Source organism: Niveispirillum fermenti (assembly GCF_052474395.1).
In genome coordinates, this window is sequence record NZ_CP156681.1 from 1,216,871 (window position 1) to 1,235,920 (window position 19,050).

The window sequence follows — 19,050 nt, forward strand, 5'->3', positions numbered from 1 at the left end:
TCTGGTGATAACGCGATGAGCACCGAACAGGAAATGGCGTTTGCGGCGAAGGCCTGGCCGTTTGAGGAGGCGCGCAAGCTGGTCGCGCGCCTTGGCGGCAAAGCCCCGCCCAAAGGCTATGTCCTGTTCGAGACGGGCTACGGCCCGTCGGGCCTGCCGCATATCGGCACCTTCGGGGAGGTGGCGCGTACCACCATGGTCCGCCGCGCCTTCGAACGGCTGATGCCGGGCGTTCCCACGCGCCTGTTCGCCTTTTCCGACGACATGGACGGCCTGCGCAAGGTGCCGGACAATGTGCCCAACCGGGAACTGCTGGCCCTGCATCTGGGCAAGCCCCTGACCAAGGTGCCCGATCCGTTCGGCAAGTTCGAGAGCTTCGGGCATCATAACAACGCCATGTTGCGGGATTTCCTGGATCGTTTCGGATTCCAGTATGAATTCCAGTCGGCCACCGACTGGTACAAGTCTGGTCGTTTCGATAACGCATTGTTGGCTGTTCTGCGCCATTACGAGGCGGTGATGGCCGTGATGCTGCCCACCCTGGGCGCCGAACGCCAGGCGACCTACAGCCCGTTCCTGCCCATCAGCCCATCGACGGGCCGCGTGCTGCAGGTGCCGATCCTGGAGCGCAACGCCGATGCCGGGACCATCGTCTATGAGGACGAGGACGGGACGAAGGTGGAAACCCCGGTCACGGGCGGGGCCGTCAAGCTGCAATGGAAGCCCGACTGGGCCATGCGCTGGTTCGCGCTGGGCGTGGATTACGAAATGGCCGGCAAAGACCTGATCCCCTCGGTGGAACTGGCCGGCAAGATCGTGAAGATCCTGGGCGGCACCCCGCCCGACGGCTTCAATTATGAACTGTTCCTGGACGAGAAGGGGCAGAAGATTTCCAAGTCGAAGGGCAATGGCCTGACGATGGAGGAATGGCTGCGCTATGCCCCGCCGGAAAGCCTGGCGCTCTACATGTTCAACAAGCCGCGGGCGGCCAAGAAGCTTTATTTCGACGTGATCCCGCGCGCCGTGGATGATTACCTGACCTTCGTGGAGAAGTTCGATGCGGCCGAGCCGGCGCAGAAGCTGGAAAGCCCCGTCCACCACATCCATGACGGGGTGGTGCCGAACGATGTGAAGGGCACGGCGGGCCTGTCCTTTGGCCTGCTGCTCAACCTGGCCGGCGCCGCGAACGCGGAAAGCGCCGACGTGATGTGGGGCTTCATCCGCCGCTATGCGCCGGGTGCCAGCCCGGAGACGGCACCCTTCCTGGACAGGCTGGTCGGTTATGCCGTCACCTATTACCAGGATTTCGTGAAGCCCACGAAACAGTACCGTGCGCCGTCGGAACAGGAACGGGCGGCGTTGGCCGATCTGCGCGACACGCTGGACGGCACGCCGGCCGATGCCAGTGCGGAAGCCCTGCAGAATCTGGTCTATGAGATCGGCAAGAAACATGGCTTCACCGAACTGCGGGCCTGGTTCCTGGCCATGTACGAGGTCCTGCTGGGCCAGAGCACGGGCCCGCGCATGGGCGGCTTCATCGCGCTTTACGGCGTGAAGGAGACGGTGGCCATGATCGACGCGGCCCTGGCGCGCTGATCCCGTCCGGGGGCTGGTGCCGCGATCCGGCGCCAGCTTCGCCGCCAAAACGCCCCAATCCCGTCCCAACACCGCCGCTGGCGGCTGTTGTCCTGTGCCTGTCGCCGATCGGCTCTCCGCCCCATGGGCCGGTGACGGCGGCGCTCCTTCGACGAGGACAACGCCATGATCCGCAGCAAGACCCTGGACCAGACCCTTTCCCGCGTCGACCGGCAGAAGCTGTCGGCCATGGGTCTGGTGCTGACCACGGCCCTGCTGTTGGTCATGGCGGGCGTCGCGGCGGGGTCGGCCAAGCCCGACCGCCGCATGCCTGTCGCCAGCGTCGATGCCGGCATGGTGAAGGCGGAAGCCCTCGTCCGCATGCTGTCGGACCAGGGCCGCTAGACGCACCCGTCCGAAAGGCATTTATCAACATGGCAACAGCCGTGAAAATAGCGGTCTGCCATGGTGGCTGCGCATTTGACTTGCGCATGCCAAAGGGGTGATTGATCCCAACCCCGGCTGGTGCAGTCGTTCGATGTCCCGCAAATACTGGCTCCTTCCCCTGTTGGCCGTCCCGCTTCTGGGCGTGCTGGCCCTTGGCCGCGCTCCGGCCGGTACCGAACCGGGCATGCGCTACCTGCGCATCGCCGCCGACCCGTCGGGGGAGCGGGGATTCGATGTGGGGACGGCGCTGGCCGCCATGCTGTCGCGCCCGCCGGGCATGCCGGCCTGCGGTGGTGACCGCGCCTGTGGGGTGCCGGGTCTCATCGCCCTGACGCAGAGCCTGCCGGGCCGCACCGACATTGTCGATGCCGTGGCGGCCGGCGCCATCGAAACCGGCCTGGCCCCGGCCGACCGGATCTATGCGGCCCGCTGCCAGCCCGCCCCCGGTGCCCGTCCCGCCGATCTGACCATCCTGGGCGAGATTTATGCCGAGGCGCTGCATGTGCTGGTGCGGCCGGGTCTGGACATCACCGACCCCGCCGCGCTGAAGGGCCGGCGGGTGGCCATTGGTGTGGCCGGATCGGATGAAAGGCGGCTGGCCGAGCGCATCCTGTCGGCCCACGGGCTCCGGCGCCAGACCGTGCGTGGCGTGGAGACCGGCGGCGCGGCGGCGCTTCAGGCCCTGGCCGAGGGCCGGATCGACGCCCTGTTCCGCATCGCTGCGGCGCCCGATCCTGCCATCGCGACGGTCATCGATGCCGGCGCGCGGCTGGTCCCTGTCACGGGGGAGGCTGCCGGCCGGCTTTCGGGCCTGCACCCGTTCGGGGCGCCGGATGCGATCGAAGCCGGGATCTATGGTGCCGACCAGCCTGCCATCGCCACCATGATGCAGCCCGTGGCCTGGATCGCCGGTCCGGCGCTTGACCCCGCCCTGGCACAGCAACTGATCACGGCGCTGGCCAGCCGGCCCAACCGCGACCTGCTGCACCGGCAGGACCCGGATATCGTGCTGCTGCGCCCGGCGGCCTTCCGCATGTCGGCCCCCCTGCACCCGGCGGCCGATTCGCGCTATGGTATCGACCCGATCACCATGGCCTGTCCGGGCCAGAAGCCGCGCTGACGAACGGAAGACATGTTCCTGCCGCAGGAGACCATCCGCCGCAAACGGGACGGGCAAACCCTGTCCCAAACCGAAATCGCGCAGTTCATCGCCGGCCTGACCGACGGGTCGGTGTCGGAAGGCCAGGCGGCAGCCTTCGCGATGGCCGTCTTCTTCCGCAAGCTGGACAATGCCGAGCGTGTGGCCCTGCTGCGGGCCATGACCGGGTCGGGCACGGTTCTGGACTGGTCGCGGGAGGCGCTGGGCGGCCCGGTGCTGGATAAGCATTCCACTGGCGGGGTGGGCGACAAGGTCAGCCTGCTGCTGGCCCCCGTCATCGCGGCCTGTGGCGGGTATGTGCCGATGATCTCCGGCCGGGGGCTGGGGCATACCGGTGGCACGCTGGACAAGATGGGTGCCATCCCCGGTTACCAGGGCCAGCCCGACCTGCACCGGCTGAAGGGCGTGGTGCGGCGGGTGGGGTGCGCCATCGTGGGGGCCACCGACGATATCGCGCCGGCCGACCGCCGTCTTTACGCCATTCGCGACGTGACGGCGACGGTGGAAAGCATCGACCTGATCACCGCATCCATCCTGTCCAAGAAGCTGGCCGCCGGGCTGGATGCGCTGGTGCTGGACGTGAAGTTCGGGTCCGGTGCCTTCATGCCCTGTCGCGATCTGGCCCGCGAGCTGGCGGTCGTGCTGGTCCGCACCGCCACGCAGGCCGGATTGCCCACCCGCGCCCTGTTGACCGACATGGACCAGGTGCTGGGCACCAGTGCGGGCAATGCCCTGGAACTGCGGGAATGCCTGGCCATCCTGGCCGGGGGTGCCGCTGATGGCCGGCTGTGGCGCGTGACGCGCGCCCTGTGCGTGGAGATTCTGCTGCTGTCGGGACTGGCGGGCACAGCGGCGTCGGCTGGTGCCCTGGTCGATCAGGCGCTGGCGACGGGGGCGGCGGCCGACCGGTTCGCCCGCATGGTTGCCGTGCTGGGCGGCCCGCCGGACCTGATCGAGCGGCCGGACCGCCACTTGCCGGCGGCACCCGTCATCGTACCCGTCCCACCCCTGCGCCCGGGGGTGGTGGTGGCGCAGGATGCGCGGGCCCTGGGGCTGGCCGTCGTGACGCTGGGCGGCGGGCGGACCCGGCCGCAGGATACTGTCGACCCGCGTGTCGGGCTGGCCGGCATGGCCGCCGTCGGCACGCCCGTGGGGGCCGACCGGCCGCTGTGCTTCCTGCATGCGGCGGACAGGGCTGCGGCGGAAGCGGTGGTCCCGCTGATCCGGAACGCTTATGTGATAGCCGACACCGCCCCGGCGGCCGCGGACCCCGTGGCCGAACAGATCGGCGGATGAGAGGACCAGCGTTCAGGACCGGAGGAACCCCGATGATCACGATTGTCCGCGCCAAGCTTCACGGTATCCGCGTCACGGGCGCAGACCTGAATTATCACGGCTCCATCACGCTGGACCCGGAGCAATGCGCCCTGGCGGGTATCTATCCGCTTGAATTCGTGGAAATCTGGAACAAGAACAGCGGGGCCCGCATCTCCACCTATGTCATCTACGGGGAGGCGGGGTCGAAATGCTGCGTGCTGAACGGGGCGGCGGCCCGCACCTGCCAGAAGGGGGACGAGGTGATCATCGCGGCGTCCGCCAGCATCACGCCCGACCAGCTTTATGCCATCAAGCCCAAGGTCCTGACCTATCATCCCGACAATTCGGTGGACCGCGTGCTGGAATATGACGTGTTCAAGGGGCCGGAACGCGATTTCGACTTCCGGACCCTGGACATCACCGACGGCCGTGACGCCGCGGTCGAACTGGCGGTGCCGATCCGGTCCTGATGTTGCCCCCGCCCCTCACCCCTGCGTCAGGCTGCGCAGCAGGGCCAGCGGGGCGGATTGCACGCGGCCGGCGGGCAGGGTGACCGTAACGGTCGTACCGGCGCTGATGCGGCTTTCCAGCCGTGCCGTGCCGCCATGCAGCTCGGCCAGCGCCAGCACCAGCGGCAGGCCCAGCCCCACGCCGCCGGCATTGCGGGTCAGGCTGCCTTCGATCTGGCGGAAAGGCTGCATGGCGGTGGCGATATCCTCCTCCCGGATGCCGATGCCGGTATCGCGGACGAACAGCGACAGGGCGCCGTCACCCTCCACCCTCGCGCCGCAGACAACCTTGCCGTCCGCCGGGGTGAACTTCACGGCGTTGGACAGCAGGTTGGACAGAATCTGTTTCAGGGCCACCTCGTCGGCCCGCACGGGTGGCAGGTCGGCTTCCATCTCCGTTTCCAGCAGCACGCCGCCCTTGTCGGCCTGTTCCGCCACCATCCGCATGCTGGAACGGATCAGTCGCGGCACATCGACCAGCTTCTCCGACAGTTCCTTGCGCCCCGCCTGTATCTTGGACAGGTCCAGGATGTCGTTGATCAGCGACAGCAGCATCTGCCCGCTGTCATGGATGTCGTGGGCATATTCGCGGTAGGCGCGGTTGCCCAGCGGCCCCAGGGCCTCCGTCGCGATGATCTCCGAAAAGCCGATGACGGCGTTCAGCGGGGTCCGCAGCTCGTGCGTCATGTTGGCCAGGAATTCCGACTTGGCGCGATTGGCCATGTCGGCCGTCTTCACGGCCTGTTCCATGGCCAGCCGGTCGCGGCGCCATTGCGTGATGTCGCGCACGCTGCCCTGGAAGGCGATGGCGCGGCCCTGGCCGTCGCGGATGATGCGCGCCGAAATGGCCACCCACAGGGTGGCGCCGTCACGCCGGCGGATTTCCACGGGCGCGCTGCCCACCTCCGCCTGTCCCAGCAGGGATTGGGTTATGGCGTCCCGGTTCTGCTGGTCGACATAGATCTGGCCGGGCACATCATGGATTTCGGCCTGGAGCTGCGCCTCGCTGTCATAGGCCAGCAGCTTCAGCAGGGCGGGGTTGGCCGACAGGAAGCGGCCCTGGATGTCCAGGGTGAACATCCCCTCCATGGCCGTCTCATAAATTTCCCGGTACTTGCGTTCCGATTGGCCTAGCCGCTCCAGCGCCGCCTGCTGGCGGCCCACCTGCGCCACCAGGGCGGCATTGGCCGTCGACAATTCCGCGATGGCCGCATCCCGGTCCCGCCCCTGCTGGCGCAGCGCATGGATGGCGACGCTCAACAGGATCAGTGTGGCCAGCAGCGAACAGGCGATGAAGGCCGGCTGCGACGGGTCGATACCCACGGGCAGGACCGCGTCGGGGCGCAGCAGGATGGCCAGGATCGACAGCAGGCCGGCGCCGGCCAGCAGCAGGGCCAGCCACGAGGATGCCGGGCCGCGCCGGGTGAGGCCGCGGGTCTTCCGGGGGTGGGGCCGTCCTGCGTGGTTCTTGTCGTCCATCGCCTGCTCGCGGCCAGGAAAATCTATCGGATTGTTACCATCCCCCGCGACCGGTGTCATGACGCGCTAGCATGGTGGCTGCCCGGCCCAAAGGCGGGGCTGGACAATGGCCATCGCCATCCTACCTTTGCACCTCCCGTTTCTTTGCGCCGGAAAGCGCCATGCCCCGTCAGACCCCGTCCGCCGATGCGGATTTTGCCATCATCGGTGCCGGCCTGGCCGGCCTGTCGGCGGCCCTGGCCCTGTCGGCGCAGGGACATACGGTCCATCTGTTCGACAAGGCGCGCGGTGCCGGCGGGCGGCTGTCCACCCGCCGGGCCGGGGATCACCGCTTCGATCACGGGGGGCAGTATCTGACGGTACGCGATGCGGGCCTGCGCAGGATCATTGAGGAACTGGTCGATGCCGGGCATGCCGCCCCCTGGGACGGCCATGTGGTGCGCCTGCATCCCGATGGGCGGATGGAGCGGCACCGCGTGGACCGGTTCGTCGGCCTGCCGGGCATGAGCGGGCTGGCCCACGGGCTTGCGGCGCGGCTGCCGCCCGATGCCAGGCCGCGCCTTTCCTGCCGTGTGGCCGGCATCGGGGGCGGTCCGGGGAACTGGCGGCTGGATGATGCGGAAGGAAGGGGGCTGGGCCATTATCGCCGGCTTGTCCTGGCCCTGCCCGCGCCGCAGGCGGCCGACCTGCTGCGTCCCGTGGCGCCAACCCTGGCGGGGCAGGCGGACGGGGCCGTTATGGCGCCCTGCTGGGCGCTGATGCTGGCGTTTGATGCGGTGGGCGATCTGCCCGCCTGGGACGGGGCCTTCATCGCTGGTGCCGGCGGGCCGGGCCGGCCGCTTTCCTGGATCGCGCGTGATGGAAGCAAGCCGGGGCGTGGGGGAACCGCCAGTTTCGTCGCGCATGCCGCCCCCGACTGGTCCGCCCGCCATCTGGAGGCGCCGCCCGCGACGCTGATGCCTGTTCTGCTGGCGGCTTTCCGCGCGGTGACGGGGATCGGCGCGGAACCGTTGTTCCTGGATCTGCATCGCTGGCGTTATGCCCTGCCGACGCGGCCGCTGGCCGGCGGCTTCCTGCTGGACGGGGAGGCGGGGATCGGGGTCTGTGGCGACTGGTGTCTGGAAGCCCGGGCCGAAGCGGCTTTTGTCAGCGGCCGGGCCCTGGCCATGGCCATGATGGCCACATGCTGACCGGACCCGATGATTACGTGCCCAGCCCCTGCCAGCGCAAATGCGTGCTGGACCGGCGCCGGGAATATTGCACGGGCTGCGACCGCAGCCTGGACGAGATCGTCCGCTGGGGCGGGATGGGTCCGGATGAACGCCGGGCCGTCTGGAAAAGGCTGGGCCGGCCCGTGCCAGGTACGGGGCCGGATTGATCCGGACCCCGGCGCTGGCCTTGGCGTCACTTCCAGCCGGCGCGGTCCATGATCATCAGCGCTTCGGCATTGTTGGCACCATAGATGGCGGCATTCAGGCTGTCGCGCTTGAAGTCGCCCCAGGCGGCGACGACCGGATGGGCGGGGATGCCGGGGACCACGGGGAACTCGTAATTGGCTTCCGCGAAGATCTTCTGGGCCTGCGGGGTGGCCAGGAACTCGATGAAGCGGACGGCATTGTCACGGTTGGGCGCGTATTTCACGAGGCCGGCCCCGGAAATATTCACATGCGCGCCGCGGTCGCCCTGGTTGGGGAAGAAGATGCCGACCTTCTCCGCTGCCGCCTTTTCCGCCGCGTTGCTGGAATTCAGCATGCGGGCGAAATAATAGGTGTTGGAGATGGCGACGTCGCCTTCGCCGGCTGCCACGGCCTTGATCTGGTCGGTATCCCCGCCCTGCGGCCGGCGGGCGAAATTGGCGGCCAGGCCCTTGGCCCAGGCTTCCGTCTGCTCCGGCCCGTGCGCGGCCAGAATGGAGCCGGTCAGCGACTGGTTGTAGACATTCGTGGAACTGCGAACCAGCAGGCGACCCTTCCATTTCGGGTCGGCCAGATCCTCATAGGTGGACAGTTCCGACGGCTTCACGCTGTCCTTGTTGTAGATGATGACACGGGCCCGGGCCGACAGGCCGAACCAATGGCCATCCTTCTCGCGGTAGGCGGCGGGCACCAGCTTTTCCAGCGTGGCGCTTTTCAGGGGCTGGAGCACACCGGCATTCTGGGCGCGCCACATGCGTCCGGCATCGACGGCCAGCAGGATGTCGGCCGGGCTGTTGCGGCCTTCGGCCTTCAGGCGTTCGATCAGTTCGTCGTCCTTGCCCTCGATGACGTTGACCCGGATGCCCGTCTCTTTCTCGAACGCCGCGAACAGCAGCTTGTCGGCATCGTAATGGCGGGAGGAGTAGATATTCACTTCGCCCGACGCGGCTGCGGCCGTGGCCGCCGGCATCGCCATCAATGCCATGCCCAGGCCGGCGCCCAGCAGGGGCCTGGCCAGCGAACGGAAGAAGGCGCGGCGGGCGAAGGATTTCATCATCGGCTCCTGAAAGAAAGGGCCGGCCCGCTGGGACCGGTGAACGGCCGTTATGTTGGCGGCTCTCCTCCTCCTGTCAAGATGCCATTGAGAGCGATTCGCAAATTGATCCGTGCATGGCCGTGCGAATGACTTGCAATTGCGAGTGACTCGCAATAGGATTCCGGCATCGACCCAATGCATGGAGGCGGCAATGAATGGTGAACCGCTATGGTGGCCGGATCTGGCAGCGGCCGGCGGCCCCGGCACGCATGAAGGCCGGGCGCAGGCCGTGGCCGCCGCCATGGCCGGCGGAACGGTCTTCACCCTGTCGCGGGTTGAGCAATTGCTGCTCTGGTCCGCGCGGCGCTGGCGGCACGGCCGTTTCCGCTGGGATCAGGTGGAGATGGAGTTTCGCCGGCAATTGCCGGGCATCTGGGCCGATGCCCTGCTGGCCTGGGAAGAGGTGATGGAGCAGCTGCACCATTATCCTGCTTCCCGCCCCGATATCGGCAATGGTTGCCGGTCCAGCCTGTCGGCGGATGAACGCACGCTGCTGACGCTGGTGGCCACCTTGCAGCGGCCGGGCCAGGGCAGGCTGTCGCCGGGGCTGTTGCTGGCCCGGCTGGTGCCGCCAGCCGGACGCCGCGACCTGCTGCCGTCACTGCTCGCCCTGGCGACCAGCCTGTCGATGGCAGGGGTGCAGATGCCGCTTCATGCGGCCCCGCCCATGCTGCCCGCCCGCCCCTTTGCCCTGCCGCCGGTCACAGACCCGGTTACAGGCGGGGTGCGGGATTGTGCATATCGATGACGCAGATATTGCCCAGAAGCCGGGTGGACCGGATTTCCAGCCGGTTGTCGGGTCCATGGGGGAACAGGCCCGGCCCCGCCAGACGGGGGGCTGCCTCCTGCCCCACCAGGAAAGGGGCGATGGCCATCCGCAGGTGATGGAACGCCCCGGCCGCCAGGAACTGCGTCAGGATCTGGCTGCCCCCCTCCACCAGCAGCCGGCGCACGCCCAGGGTGGACAGACGGGCCAGGATGCCGGGAGCACCAGACCCATGGTCCAGCCCCATCACCGTCGCCACGCGGCCCAGCCGGTCACGGGTGTCGGCCAGGACATGTTCGTTGCACAGCACGACACGATCACCGCCGCAGGTGAAGAAGCCGGAGGCGGGGTCAAGCGCGCCCGTATGTGTCACCACGACCTTCAGCGGATGGTCGGGCAGCCCCCGTTCCCGCCGCCGGTGCAGCAATTCCTCGTACCGGACGGTCAGGCGGGGCTGATCGCGCCGCGCTGTCGCCGCGCCGACCAGGATGGCGTCGCATTCGGCCCGCAGGGCGTGCATGTCGTGGCAATCCTCCTCGCTGGACAGCACCAGCGGCCGGCAGCCCAAGGCGTCGATATGGCCGTCCAACGACATGCAGACCGACAGATGCACCTGTTCCATGCGCCCCATTCCCGCTTTCCAGCCTTGATCCGCACGTCGTAACCGTCCACGGGACACGGATGTTCCCTTGCGGCCCCCATGCGCCCCCGTGCCAACGGAATGAGGGTGGGTCGTGGTGGCGGGGCTGTCCAGTCCCGCCATGCCCGGAGGCCGGGAAATTCGCGATCGGCCCGGGATCGGGTTGAATTGACATTGAGGGAAGTGTTGATTACCAAGCCTCATCTCGTGTTGATGGCGTAGAAGGAAGAACGGATGAAAGGCGGGTGGAAAGCAGGCGGTATCGGCGCCGTGCTGGCCGTGATGGCGGCGTTGCCGGCCCTGGCAGGGGATGTGTTGCTGCGGGCGGACAATTGGTGTCCCTATAATTGCGAGCCAGGCATGCGCCCCGGCTATCTGGTGGAAATCGCCCGCGCCGCGCTGGAGCCTGCCGGTCACAAGGTGGATTACGCCCTGATGCCCTGGACCGAGACGCTGGCTGCGGCCTCGGCCGGCACGGTGACCGGCGCCGTCGGCGCTACGGCGGATGAGGCGGCCGACCTGATCTATCCCACGCACCCGCTGGGCCTGTCGCGTCCCACCCTTGTCATCCGCAAGAGCCGCGACGTGTCGGGCTTCAAGGTTACGGATCTGGAGTCGCTGAAGGGCCTGCGCTTCGGGTCGATCAAGGATTATTTCTATAGTGATGAGGTGAATGCCTTCATCGATGCCAACAAGGATTCTCCCAACCTGGTCCAGGTGTCGGGCGACAACGTCACCGAGGATCTGGTGAACATGCTGATCGAGGGTAAGATCGATGCCCTGGTCGAAGACAGCAATGTCGTGGATTACCTGTTGGAACTGAAGGGTTATCGCAACCTGGTCAATTATCATGCGCTGGGGCAGGAGACGCCGGTTTCCATCGGCTTTTCGCCCAAGGACCCGAACAGCCGGACCTATGTCGCCCTGATCGACAGCCGGCTTGCGGACCTGCGCAAATCGGGCGAACTGGCCACCATCCTGGCCCGTTACGGCATGAAGGACTGGCAGCGCTGACGGGCGCGATCCCTTCCTGTCCGCCTGCAACGATTATCCGTATCTGCATTGATCAGACCCTACGGTCCTGATCAATGCATCCCTCATGCACCGGGCGCCGCCATCCGGCGGCTTGGGCTCACGCGCGCATGGGCGCGCGGACGCTCAACGCGCCAACCAAGTTGCGAAGAGTTCAACTCACCGCAAGTTGGTCCGGCGGCGACTGCCGCCGCGCCGCTCGTGCGGCGCAGCCAAGCCAACGGATGTTGGCGCCGGCAATTGAGGGTGGTGATCAGAACCTATAGGTTCTGATCACCACAAAATAGTATCAGGACAGGGCGCGCACGTCCGTCAGGTGGCCCTTGATGGCGGCGGCGGCGGCCATGGCGGGGCTGACCAGATGGGTACGGCCACCGGGGCCCTGGCGGCTTTCGAAATTGCGGTTGGACGTGCTGGCGCAACGCTCGCCGGGCTTCAGCTTGTCGTCGTTCATGGCCAGGCACATGGAACAGCCGGGCTCGCGCCAGTCGAACCCGGCGTCGGTGAAGATCGTGTGCAGGCCTTCTTCCTCGGCCTGCTTCTTCACCAGACCCGAACCGGGGACGACCATGGCATAGACGCCCTCGGCCACCTTGCGGCCCCGGGCCACGTCGGCGGCGGCGCGCAGATCCTCGATGCGGCTGTTGGTGCAGGAACCGATGAACACCTTCTGCACCGGCACCTGCGACAGGGGCGTGCCCGGCGTCAGGCCCATATAGGCAAGCGAGCGTTCCACCGCCTTGGCCTTGTGCGGGTCCTTGAAATCGGCCGGGCTGGGCACGTTGGCGGTGATCGGGGCCACGTCTTCCGGGCTGGTGCCCCAGGTGACCAGCGGCACGATGTCGGCCGCGTTCAGTTCCACGACCTTGTCATAGACCGCGCCCTCGTCGCTGGGCAGGCTCTTCCAATAGTCGACGGCGCGGTCGAAATCGGCACCCTGCGGGCTGCGGGGGCGGCCACGCAGGTATTCGAAGGTCTTCTCGTCCGGGGCGATCAGGCCGGCGCGGGCCCCGGCCTCGATGGCCATGTTGCAGACCGTCATGCGGCCTTCGATGGACAGGTCGCGGAAAGCCTTGCCGGCATATTCGATGACATAGCCGGTGCCGCCCGCGGTGCCCAGCCGGCCGATGACGGCCAGCGTCAGGTCCTTGGCGGTGACGCCCGGCGGCAGATCGCCATCGACCTTCACCAGCATGTTCTTGGATTTCTTGATCAGCAGCGTCTGGGTGGCCAGCACATGCTCCACATCCGACGTGCCGATGCCGAAGGCCAGCGCGCCGAAGGCACCATGCGTGGCCGTGTGGCTGTCGCCGCAGACGATGGTCATGCCGGGCTGGGTCACGCCCTGCTCGGGGCCGACGACATGCACGATGCCCTGGCGTATATCCGACATGTCGAAATATTCGACGCCGAATTCCTTGGCGTTGATGCCAAGCTGTTCCACCTGGACGCGGCTTTCCTCGTTCTTGATGCCGGCCAGGCGGTCCTTGCTGGTGGGCACGTTATGGTCGGCCACGGCCAGCGTCTTGCCCGGCTGACGCAGCTTGCGCCCGGCAATGCGCAGGCCCTCGAAGGCCTGCGGGCTCGTCACCTCGTGAACCAGATGCAGATCGATATACAGCACGGACGTGCCGTCCTCCTGGCGATGGACGGTGTGGCTGTCGAAGATCTTGTCGTAGAGGGTACGGGCCATGCTGCTCACCTGGGGTCGGGACCGAACCGGAAAGAAGGGGGTGTCTTTCCGGTCACTTTGTTACGTGGCCGGAGCATAGCGGCACCGACCCGCCATCACAAGCGGCCTTGCGCGCCGTGCGGGGCCTTGTATGCAACGCAGCGTCAAGGGTGGCGCATGGGCGGGTAATAAAAAAACCCGCCAGCGGGGGCCGGCGGGTTCTCTCATGCCTGGAAGGCCGGAAGTGATCGTCGGGGACGATCACTTCATCTTGGATTCCTTGAAGGCAACGTGCTTGCGCGCGACCGGATCATACTTGTTGAATTCCAGCTTCTCGGTCGTCTTGCGCGGGTTCTTCTTCTTCACATAGAAGTAGCCCGTGTCGGCGGTGCTCACCAACTTGATCAGCACGGTGTTCTGCTTAGCCATGATACATCCTACCTGCGTCTGACTTGCGGCCACCGCAAGGACGCGCGGCCGGTTCGATAATAAAAACGGTCACGCCCGGAGACGGACCCCGGGCGGCACAGCGGCGGAATCTACCCATCCGCCCCCATCTGTCAAGGACAAAGACCCTACCGCTCCGCAACGTTGATGTGCCGGGACGATAGGGCTTGGCGATAGAGCACCGGATTGCCCAGCAGCGTGCGGGCCAACTGTTCCCCCATCGTTGCCGCGGCGGAACCGTCGGCGGCCTTGGCAGGGCAGGCCGCGCGCAACTGCGCGACGGCGTCGGCATCATCGGGGGCGGCCAGCCGGTAGCGGGCCAGGGCGGTCAGGGCGCCGCCATCGGCCAGGGCGGCTTCCGACAGCAGCCGGTCCACGCTGGCACCGTCGCGGCTGGTGCAAAGGCTGGGCTGGACACCCTGCTTGTCGAAACTGTAGCCGCTGGGCGCATAGATACGGCTCCAGGTGATGAAAAGCTCGGCACCGTTGGGCAGTTGGGTCACATGCTGCACGCTGCCCTTGCCAAAGGTGGAAGCGCCGATCAGCAGGGCGCGCCCCGCATCCTGCAGCGCCGCAGCCACGATTTCGGCCGAAGAGGCGGTCTGCCCGTCGATCAGCACGATCAGCGGCAGGTCGGGGAAGGCGGTCGTCGGGCGCTGCGCCTCAAACCATTGCACCGAACTGGGGTGGCGGCCGCGCGTGGTGATGATACGGCCCTGCTGCACGAACAGGTTGACCACCCCCACGGCCTGCACCATGACCCCGCCGGGATTGCCGCGCAGGTCCAGCACGGCGCCGCGCAGGGGGGCTTTTTCCTGATAGCGCAACAGGGCCTGGCGGACATTGTCCTGCGTGGCGTTATTGAACCGCTCGATTCGGATCGTGGCGATGCCGTCATCCAGGCTGGCGCGGACCGTGTTGGGCACCAGGTGCCTGCGCCGCACCGTCAGCCGCTGCGCAAGTCCTTCCGATGCGCCGACCCGCATCTCCACCCAGCTTCCCTCCGGCCCCTGGATCAAGGCCGTCAGCCGCTCATAGGCCAGCCCGGCGGCCCGCACGCCGGCCACTTCATAGATACGGTCGCCCACCTTGATGCCGGCTGCCGCCGCCGGCCCCTCGGGCACCAGGCTGGCCACCTCGTACAGGCCGTCACGCTGGCGCACACCGATGCCGATCCCGTCATATCCCTCGCGCTGGCTGCGCTCGGTCTGGGCCCGGTTGGGCTCGGCATAGCGGGAATAGCCGTCCATGTCCGCCATCATCCCGTCGAACATGTCGCGCCACACGGTTTCCCGTTCCCTGGCCGCGATGGCGGGGGCCGCGGCCTCCACGGCGCGCAGCATGTCCGCCGTCACCTGGGCCCAGCGTTCCGGCACATTGTCGGCGGGCAGCGCCACCTGGGCCAGTTCCATGCCGTCACGCTGCAGGATCAGCCGGCCGGGTGCCTCCGCAATGGCAAGCCGCCGATCGACGGCCACCACCCGGCGCAACCCGTCGGCCAGCAGCGTGGGCATGAAGACGGGCTTCAGCAGGTTTTCCGTGATGGGTCGGAAGGCAACGGAGAACAGATGTTCCGTGGTGACATTGGCGGCGGCAACCGGGATCTGCTGTTCATCACGTGCCAGGACGGGCCCGGTCAGAAGACCAAGGACCAGCAGACCCGATACCAGCCGTGACGCCATGCACATTTCCCCCTGTGACGGGTGCGGTCTTTGCCGCCGCACCTTGCAGTGGCACTGTGCCGCAGGCGGGCGGGGCCGTAAAGGCCACGGACGCACACGAAAGGTCAGGAGCCTGCATATTCGCGCATGGCATCGACCGGCTTTGGCCGGTCGTGGGGGCTGCCTGCCGGCTTTGGCCGGTCGTGGGGGCTGCCTGCCGGCTTTGGCCGGTCGTGGGGGCTGCCTGCCGGCTTTGGCCGTGGCGGCGGGCAGCCATCGTCCGTGTCACCGTCTTCGGCGCGGCGGCCTGGGGGCGTCGATGCTGGGTGGCGCCTCATCCCGTTCCCGTTCCCGCCGGCGTTCCGGCCGGCCGCGATGACCCGCGCCGGTTCCCGATCCACGGCCGGCCGGCATCTCGCTGCCATCGGGGTTCAGCAGCCGGAAGACCATGGACCCGGTGATGGCATCGGCCTCCAGCAACCTTGCCTTCACCCGTTCGCCCAGCCGGAAGACACGGCGGTGCCGGCGGCCCAACAGGCAGTGATGCGCCTCGTCATGGTCATAGAAATCATCGGGCAGGGTGGAAATGGGCACGATCCCGTCGGCCCCGGTTTCATCCAGCGTCACGAACAGACCGAAATTCGACACGCCGCTGATCTTGCCGCTGAAGGTCGCCCCCACCCGGTCTGACAGATAGGCGGCGACATAGCGGTCCAGCGCGTCGCGCTCTGCATCCGCCGCGCGCCGTTCGGTGGCCGATATCAGTTCCCCGATCTTGTCCAGCCTGCCCATCTCCTCGTCGCTCAACCCGCCATCGCCCAGATGCCAGGCGCGGACCAGGGCGCGGTGGACGATCAGGTCGGCATAGCGGCGGATGGGGCTGGTGAAATGGGCATAGCGTTCCAGCGCCAGCCCGAAATGGCCGATATTGTCAGGCTGATACACGGCCTGTGCCTGGGATCGCAGGATGACGGTGCTGATCAGTTCCGATTCGGGCGTGTCCCTGGCCTTGTCCAGGATGTTGGTGAAGGCGGCGGGCCGCATCGCCGTTCCCCTGGCCAGATTGTAGCCCATGGTCTTCAGGAACTCGCGCAGCGGTTCCAGCTTGTCCAGCGCCGGTTCGGCGTGGACACGGTAGAGCAGGGGGGTATCGCGCGCCTCCAGCGCTTCGGCCGCCGCGACATTGGCGGCGATCATGAATTCCTCGATCAGGCGGTGGCTGTCCAGGCGGGTGCGCACCCCGATCTCCGCCACCTTGCCATCCTCCCCGATCCGCACCTTGCGTTCCGGCAGGTCCAGTTCCAGCGTGCCGCGCCGCGACCGTGCATGGGCCAGCACGTCATAAGCGCCATAGAGGGGGCGAATGACGGGGTCCAGCAGCGGCCCTGTCAGGTCATCGGGCGCGCCGTCGAACGCCGCCTGCACCTGTTCATAGGTCAGGCGTGCGGCAGAGCGCATCAGCCCGCGCACGAACCGGTGCCGCTTGATCCGGCCCGCCGCGTCGATCCAGATATGGACGGCCAGACAGGCGCGGTTGACGCCGGGCTTCAGGCTGCACAGCTCGTTCGACAGCGCCTCGGGCAGCATGGGCACGACGCGGTCGGGGAAATAGCAGCTATTGCCGCGGTCCAGTGCGGCCTTGTCCAGCGGGCTGCCCGGCGTGACATAGGCGGACACGTCGGCAATGGCGACCAGCAGGTGCCAGCCACCCGCATTGTTGGGGTCCGTATCGGGTTCGGCAAAGACGGCATCGTCGAAATCGCGCGCATCGGCCCCGTCGATGGTCACCAGCGGGATATCGCGCAGGTCGGTGCGGCCGGCCAGGGTCGGCTCCGTTGCCGCCTCGGCCTGCTCGATGGCGGCGGGTGGGAAATGGACCGGGATGCCATGCTGGTGAATGGCGATCAGGCTGATGGCCTTGGGCTGGTCGATCCCGCCCAGCACCTCCACCACGCGCGCCTGTTTCAGGCCATGGCGGGAGGAAGGCAGGACCTCGGCCACCACCAGATCACCGGGGGCGGCATCCATGGCATTCTGCGGCAGGATGATGAAATCGGCCTTGGCCCGGCGGTCGGCGGGGCGCAGGCGACCGCCATCGGGGCCCAGCTCATAGACGCCCACCATCTGCGCCGTCTGGTCGCCGCCCAGCTTCTTGATGGTGCGGCCCTCATACAGGTCGTCACGGATGCGGGCCAGCCGCGCCAGCGCGCGGTCGCCCTCGCCCAAGGCCGGGCTGCCACGCCGTTCCGGCTTCATGATGATGCGCGGCGGTTCCCGGTCCGGATCGGACCAGTTCAGCGGCCGGGCAATCAGTTCCCCGTCCACATCCACACCGGTGACGATCACCACGCCCACGGGCGGCAGGCTGGCCGGCGGGGCCAGACGGCGCCGCCCGCCCTTCTCGATCGCCCCATCCCCTTCCAGATCGCGCAGCAGTTCCTTCAGCGCGACACGGTCATCGCCGCTGATGTGAAAGGCGCGTGCAATCTCCCGCTTGCCGACCGGGTAGGGGCTTTCCCGGATGAATTCCAGGACTTGATCCTTGGTGGGGAAGGGGGCTTCTTTCTTGGGATTTTTCAAGGAGATGATGTCCACATGCACAAGATGATCTGAAGGCAAAAAAATAGGCGAGACGCCGATAGGTTCCTTCAAGAGGAATCAGCGTTCGCCTAATCTATTCCTCGTGGTGTCATACCATGTGCCTTTGATCTCGACATCATCGAGATCAAAGGCTTCGGCGGCACGGGCCGCCACGCCCGTCGGTGCGGATACCAAGGGGCATTCTCCATGCCTCTTGGTGTCATAGGGGGCGGATAGGCCACCCCCGCCACAACAGGAGCGAGAAGGATGCTTACCGAAACTAAGCAACCCCGTTCCATGGAACTGGTATTCATAAGGCTTCGGCTTCGGCATGCGCCTTGTGATCCGGTTCCAAGGGGGCGCCGGGGCAGCGTCAACTGCCCCGGCAACCTTCTCGAATATAAGCCCGCCGCCGTCGTCTGGCAACGGACCGAATCGATTACCACGCTTCAGCTATAGCGCTGTTCGGTCCAGGGATCGCCCTCATTGTGGTAACCGCGTTCTTCCCAGAAGCCGGGCCGGTCCTCCGCCACGAACTCGATGCGGTTCACCCATTTGGCGGATTTCCAGAAATAGAATTTCGGGATGATCACCCGCACCGGCCCGCCATGGTCGGTCGTGATGGGCTCGCCTTCCCAGCCATGGGCCAGCAGCACGTCGGCATCATCGAACACCGGAAGGGCCACGTTTGTCGTGTACCCGTCATAGGAATGGAAGATGACATGCCTGGCCTCGGGCAGCGGCCTGACCACTTCCAGGATATGCCGGGCCGACACGCCTTCCCAATGATTGTCATAGCGTGACCAGGATGTGACGCAATGGATGTCGGAGACGTCCTGGAAGGGCGGCTGGCGCCGGAAATCAGCCCAGTTCCAGGTTGTCGGGTGTTCCACCAGCCCGTCGATGCGCAATTCCCACCGGTCGGCCGGAACCTGCGGCTGAACGCCCAGATCCAGCACGGGCCAGTTCCGGACCTCCCGCTGGCCGGGTGGCAGGCGCTGGGCACGCGGTGCGGCGGCGCCGGTCAGCAGCCGGCCGTCGCGGGCCCATTGCTGCTTGGACGCGATCAGCTTCGCGTTGGCGGGGTGTTCGGGCGTATCGTCGGCCATGGGGGAGAATCCATCCGGGTGGTTGGCGGCTGTCCTTGACACATAGCGCGGCGGTCCCTGCGGGGCGAGGGGGACCGGTGCAGCGCGCGCACATGGCGCGGCACGCCAGAACTGCTATGTTGCACCTGACATTGCTGAACCCGCGG

At 67.1% G+C, this 19,050-nt stretch carries 17 protein-coding genes; 9 read left to right on the forward strand and 8 right to left on the reverse strand.

Annotated elements, in window-relative coordinates; translation table 11 throughout:
• Nucleotides 1-15 precede the first annotated feature (15 nt).
• The 5 genes from ABC728_RS17080 to panD all read left to right on the forward strand — a co-directional run bounded on the left by ABC728_RS17080 (nt 16) and on the right by panD (nt 4,968).
• On the forward strand, nt 16-1,596 hold the full coding sequence (locus tag ABC728_RS17080; RefSeq protein WP_416621032.1) for a lysine--tRNA ligase: 1,581 nt from the start codon (nt 16-18) through the stop codon (nt 1,594-1,596).
• 165 nt (nt 1,597-1,761) lie between these two features.
• Nucleotides 1,762-1,980 carry a hypothetical protein gene (locus tag ABC728_RS17085; protein ID WP_416621033.1) on the forward strand — a complete coding sequence of 73 codons (219 nt, stop codon included), beginning with the start codon at nt 1,762-1,764 and terminating at the stop codon, nt 1,978-1,980.
• Between the two features lie 133 nt (nt 1,981-2,113).
• Nucleotides 2,114-3,142, forward strand: a complete 1,029-nt coding sequence (locus tag ABC728_RS17090; RefSeq protein WP_416621034.1) for a TAXI family TRAP transporter solute-binding subunit — start codon at nt 2,114-2,116, stop codon at nt 3,140-3,142.
• Nucleotides 3,143-3,154: 12 nt separating this feature from the next.
• Entirely contained in the window at nt 3,155-4,477 is a 1,323-nt protein-coding gene (gene deoA / locus ABC728_RS17095; protein ID WP_416621035.1) for a thymidine phosphorylase, read from the forward strand.
• A gap of 32 nt (nt 4,478-4,509) precedes the next feature.
• Nucleotides 4,510-4,968, forward strand: a complete 459-nt coding sequence (panD, locus tag ABC728_RS17100; protein WP_416621036.1) for an aspartate 1-decarboxylase — start codon at nt 4,510-4,512, stop codon at nt 4,966-4,968.
• Nucleotides 4,969-4,983: 15 nt separating this feature from the next.
• On the opposite strand, the gene ABC728_RS17105 is transcribed toward panD, so the two are convergent.
• A complete protein-coding gene (locus ABC728_RS17105; protein WP_416621037.1) occupies nt 4,984-6,486 on the reverse strand; it encodes a sensor histidine kinase in 1,503 nt (500 codons plus the stop codon).
• Between the two features lie 161 nt (nt 6,487-6,647).
• Here ABC728_RS17105 and ABC728_RS17110 point away from each other — a divergent pair, with 161 nt between their 5' ends.
• Nucleotides 6,648-7,676, forward strand: a complete 1,029-nt coding sequence (locus tag ABC728_RS17110; RefSeq protein ID WP_416621038.1) for an NAD(P)/FAD-dependent oxidoreductase — start codon at nt 6,648-6,650, stop codon at nt 7,674-7,676.
• Nucleotides 7,670-7,864, forward strand: a complete 195-nt coding sequence (locus ABC728_RS17115; RefSeq protein WP_416621039.1) for a DUF1289 domain-containing protein — start codon at nt 7,670-7,672, stop codon at nt 7,862-7,864. Before ABC728_RS17110 ends, ABC728_RS17115 begins: the two co-directional genes overlap by 7 nt.
• A 26-nt stretch (nt 7,865-7,890) precedes the next feature.
• Here the strand turns inward: ABC728_RS17115 and ABC728_RS17120 are convergent, their stop codons facing one another.
• Entirely contained in the window at nt 7,891-8,958 is a 1,068-nt protein-coding gene (locus tag ABC728_RS17120) for a Fe(3+) ABC transporter substrate-binding protein (protein ID WP_416621040.1), read from the reverse strand.
• A 190-nt stretch (nt 8,959-9,148) separates the two neighbouring features.
• Between ABC728_RS17120 and ABC728_RS17125 the strand changes: the two genes are divergently transcribed.
• Complete coding sequence (locus ABC728_RS17125) at nt 9,149-9,745, forward strand: hypothetical protein (RefSeq protein ID WP_416621041.1); 597 nt, start codon at nt 9,149-9,151, stop codon at nt 9,743-9,745.
• Here the strand turns inward: ABC728_RS17125 and ABC728_RS17130 are convergent.
• A complete protein-coding gene (locus ABC728_RS17130) occupies nt 9,711-10,385 on the reverse strand; it encodes a RibD family protein (protein ID WP_416621042.1) in 675 nt (224 codons plus the stop codon). The two genes, ABC728_RS17125 and ABC728_RS17130, sit on opposite strands and share 35 nt — an antisense overlap.
• Nucleotides 10,386-10,637: 252 nt before the next feature.
• Here ABC728_RS17130 and ABC728_RS17135 point away from each other — a divergent pair, with 252 nt between their 5' ends.
• Nucleotides 10,638-11,417 (forward strand): substrate-binding periplasmic protein, encoded by a 780-nt coding sequence (locus ABC728_RS17135; protein WP_416621043.1) that lies wholly within the window; start codon nt 10,638-10,640, stop codon nt 11,415-11,417.
• A gap of 307 nt (nt 11,418-11,724) precedes the next feature.
• On the opposite strand, the gene leuC is transcribed toward ABC728_RS17135, so the two are convergent.
• From leuC to ABC728_RS17160, 5 genes are all read right to left on the reverse strand, one after another.
• Nucleotides 11,725-13,128 (reverse strand): 3-isopropylmalate dehydratase large subunit, encoded by a 1,404-nt coding sequence (leuC, locus tag ABC728_RS17140; protein WP_416621044.1) that lies wholly within the window; start codon nt 13,126-13,128, stop codon nt 11,725-11,727.
• A gap of 240 nt (nt 13,129-13,368) precedes the next feature.
• Nucleotides 13,369-13,536, reverse strand: coding sequence for a 50S ribosomal protein L33 (rpmG, locus tag ABC728_RS17145; protein WP_029012212.1), 168 nt, complete (start codon nt 13,534-13,536; stop codon nt 13,369-13,371).
• A gap of 146 nt (nt 13,537-13,682) precedes the next feature.
• Entirely contained in the window at nt 13,683-15,236 is a 1,554-nt protein-coding gene (locus ABC728_RS17150) for a S41 family peptidase (RefSeq protein WP_416621045.1), read from the reverse strand.
• Nucleotides 15,237-15,500: 264 nt separating this feature from the next.
• Complete coding sequence (gene rnr, locus ABC728_RS17155) at nt 15,501-17,795, reverse strand: ribonuclease R (protein WP_416621046.1); 2,295 nt, start codon at nt 17,793-17,795, stop codon at nt 15,501-15,503.
• Nucleotides 17,796-18,244: 449 nt separating this feature from the next.
• Complete coding sequence (locus ABC728_RS17160) at nt 18,245-18,904, reverse strand: sulfite oxidase-like oxidoreductase (RefSeq protein ID WP_416621047.1); 660 nt, start codon at nt 18,902-18,904, stop codon at nt 18,245-18,247.
• Nucleotides 18,905-19,050 lie beyond the last annotated feature (146 nt).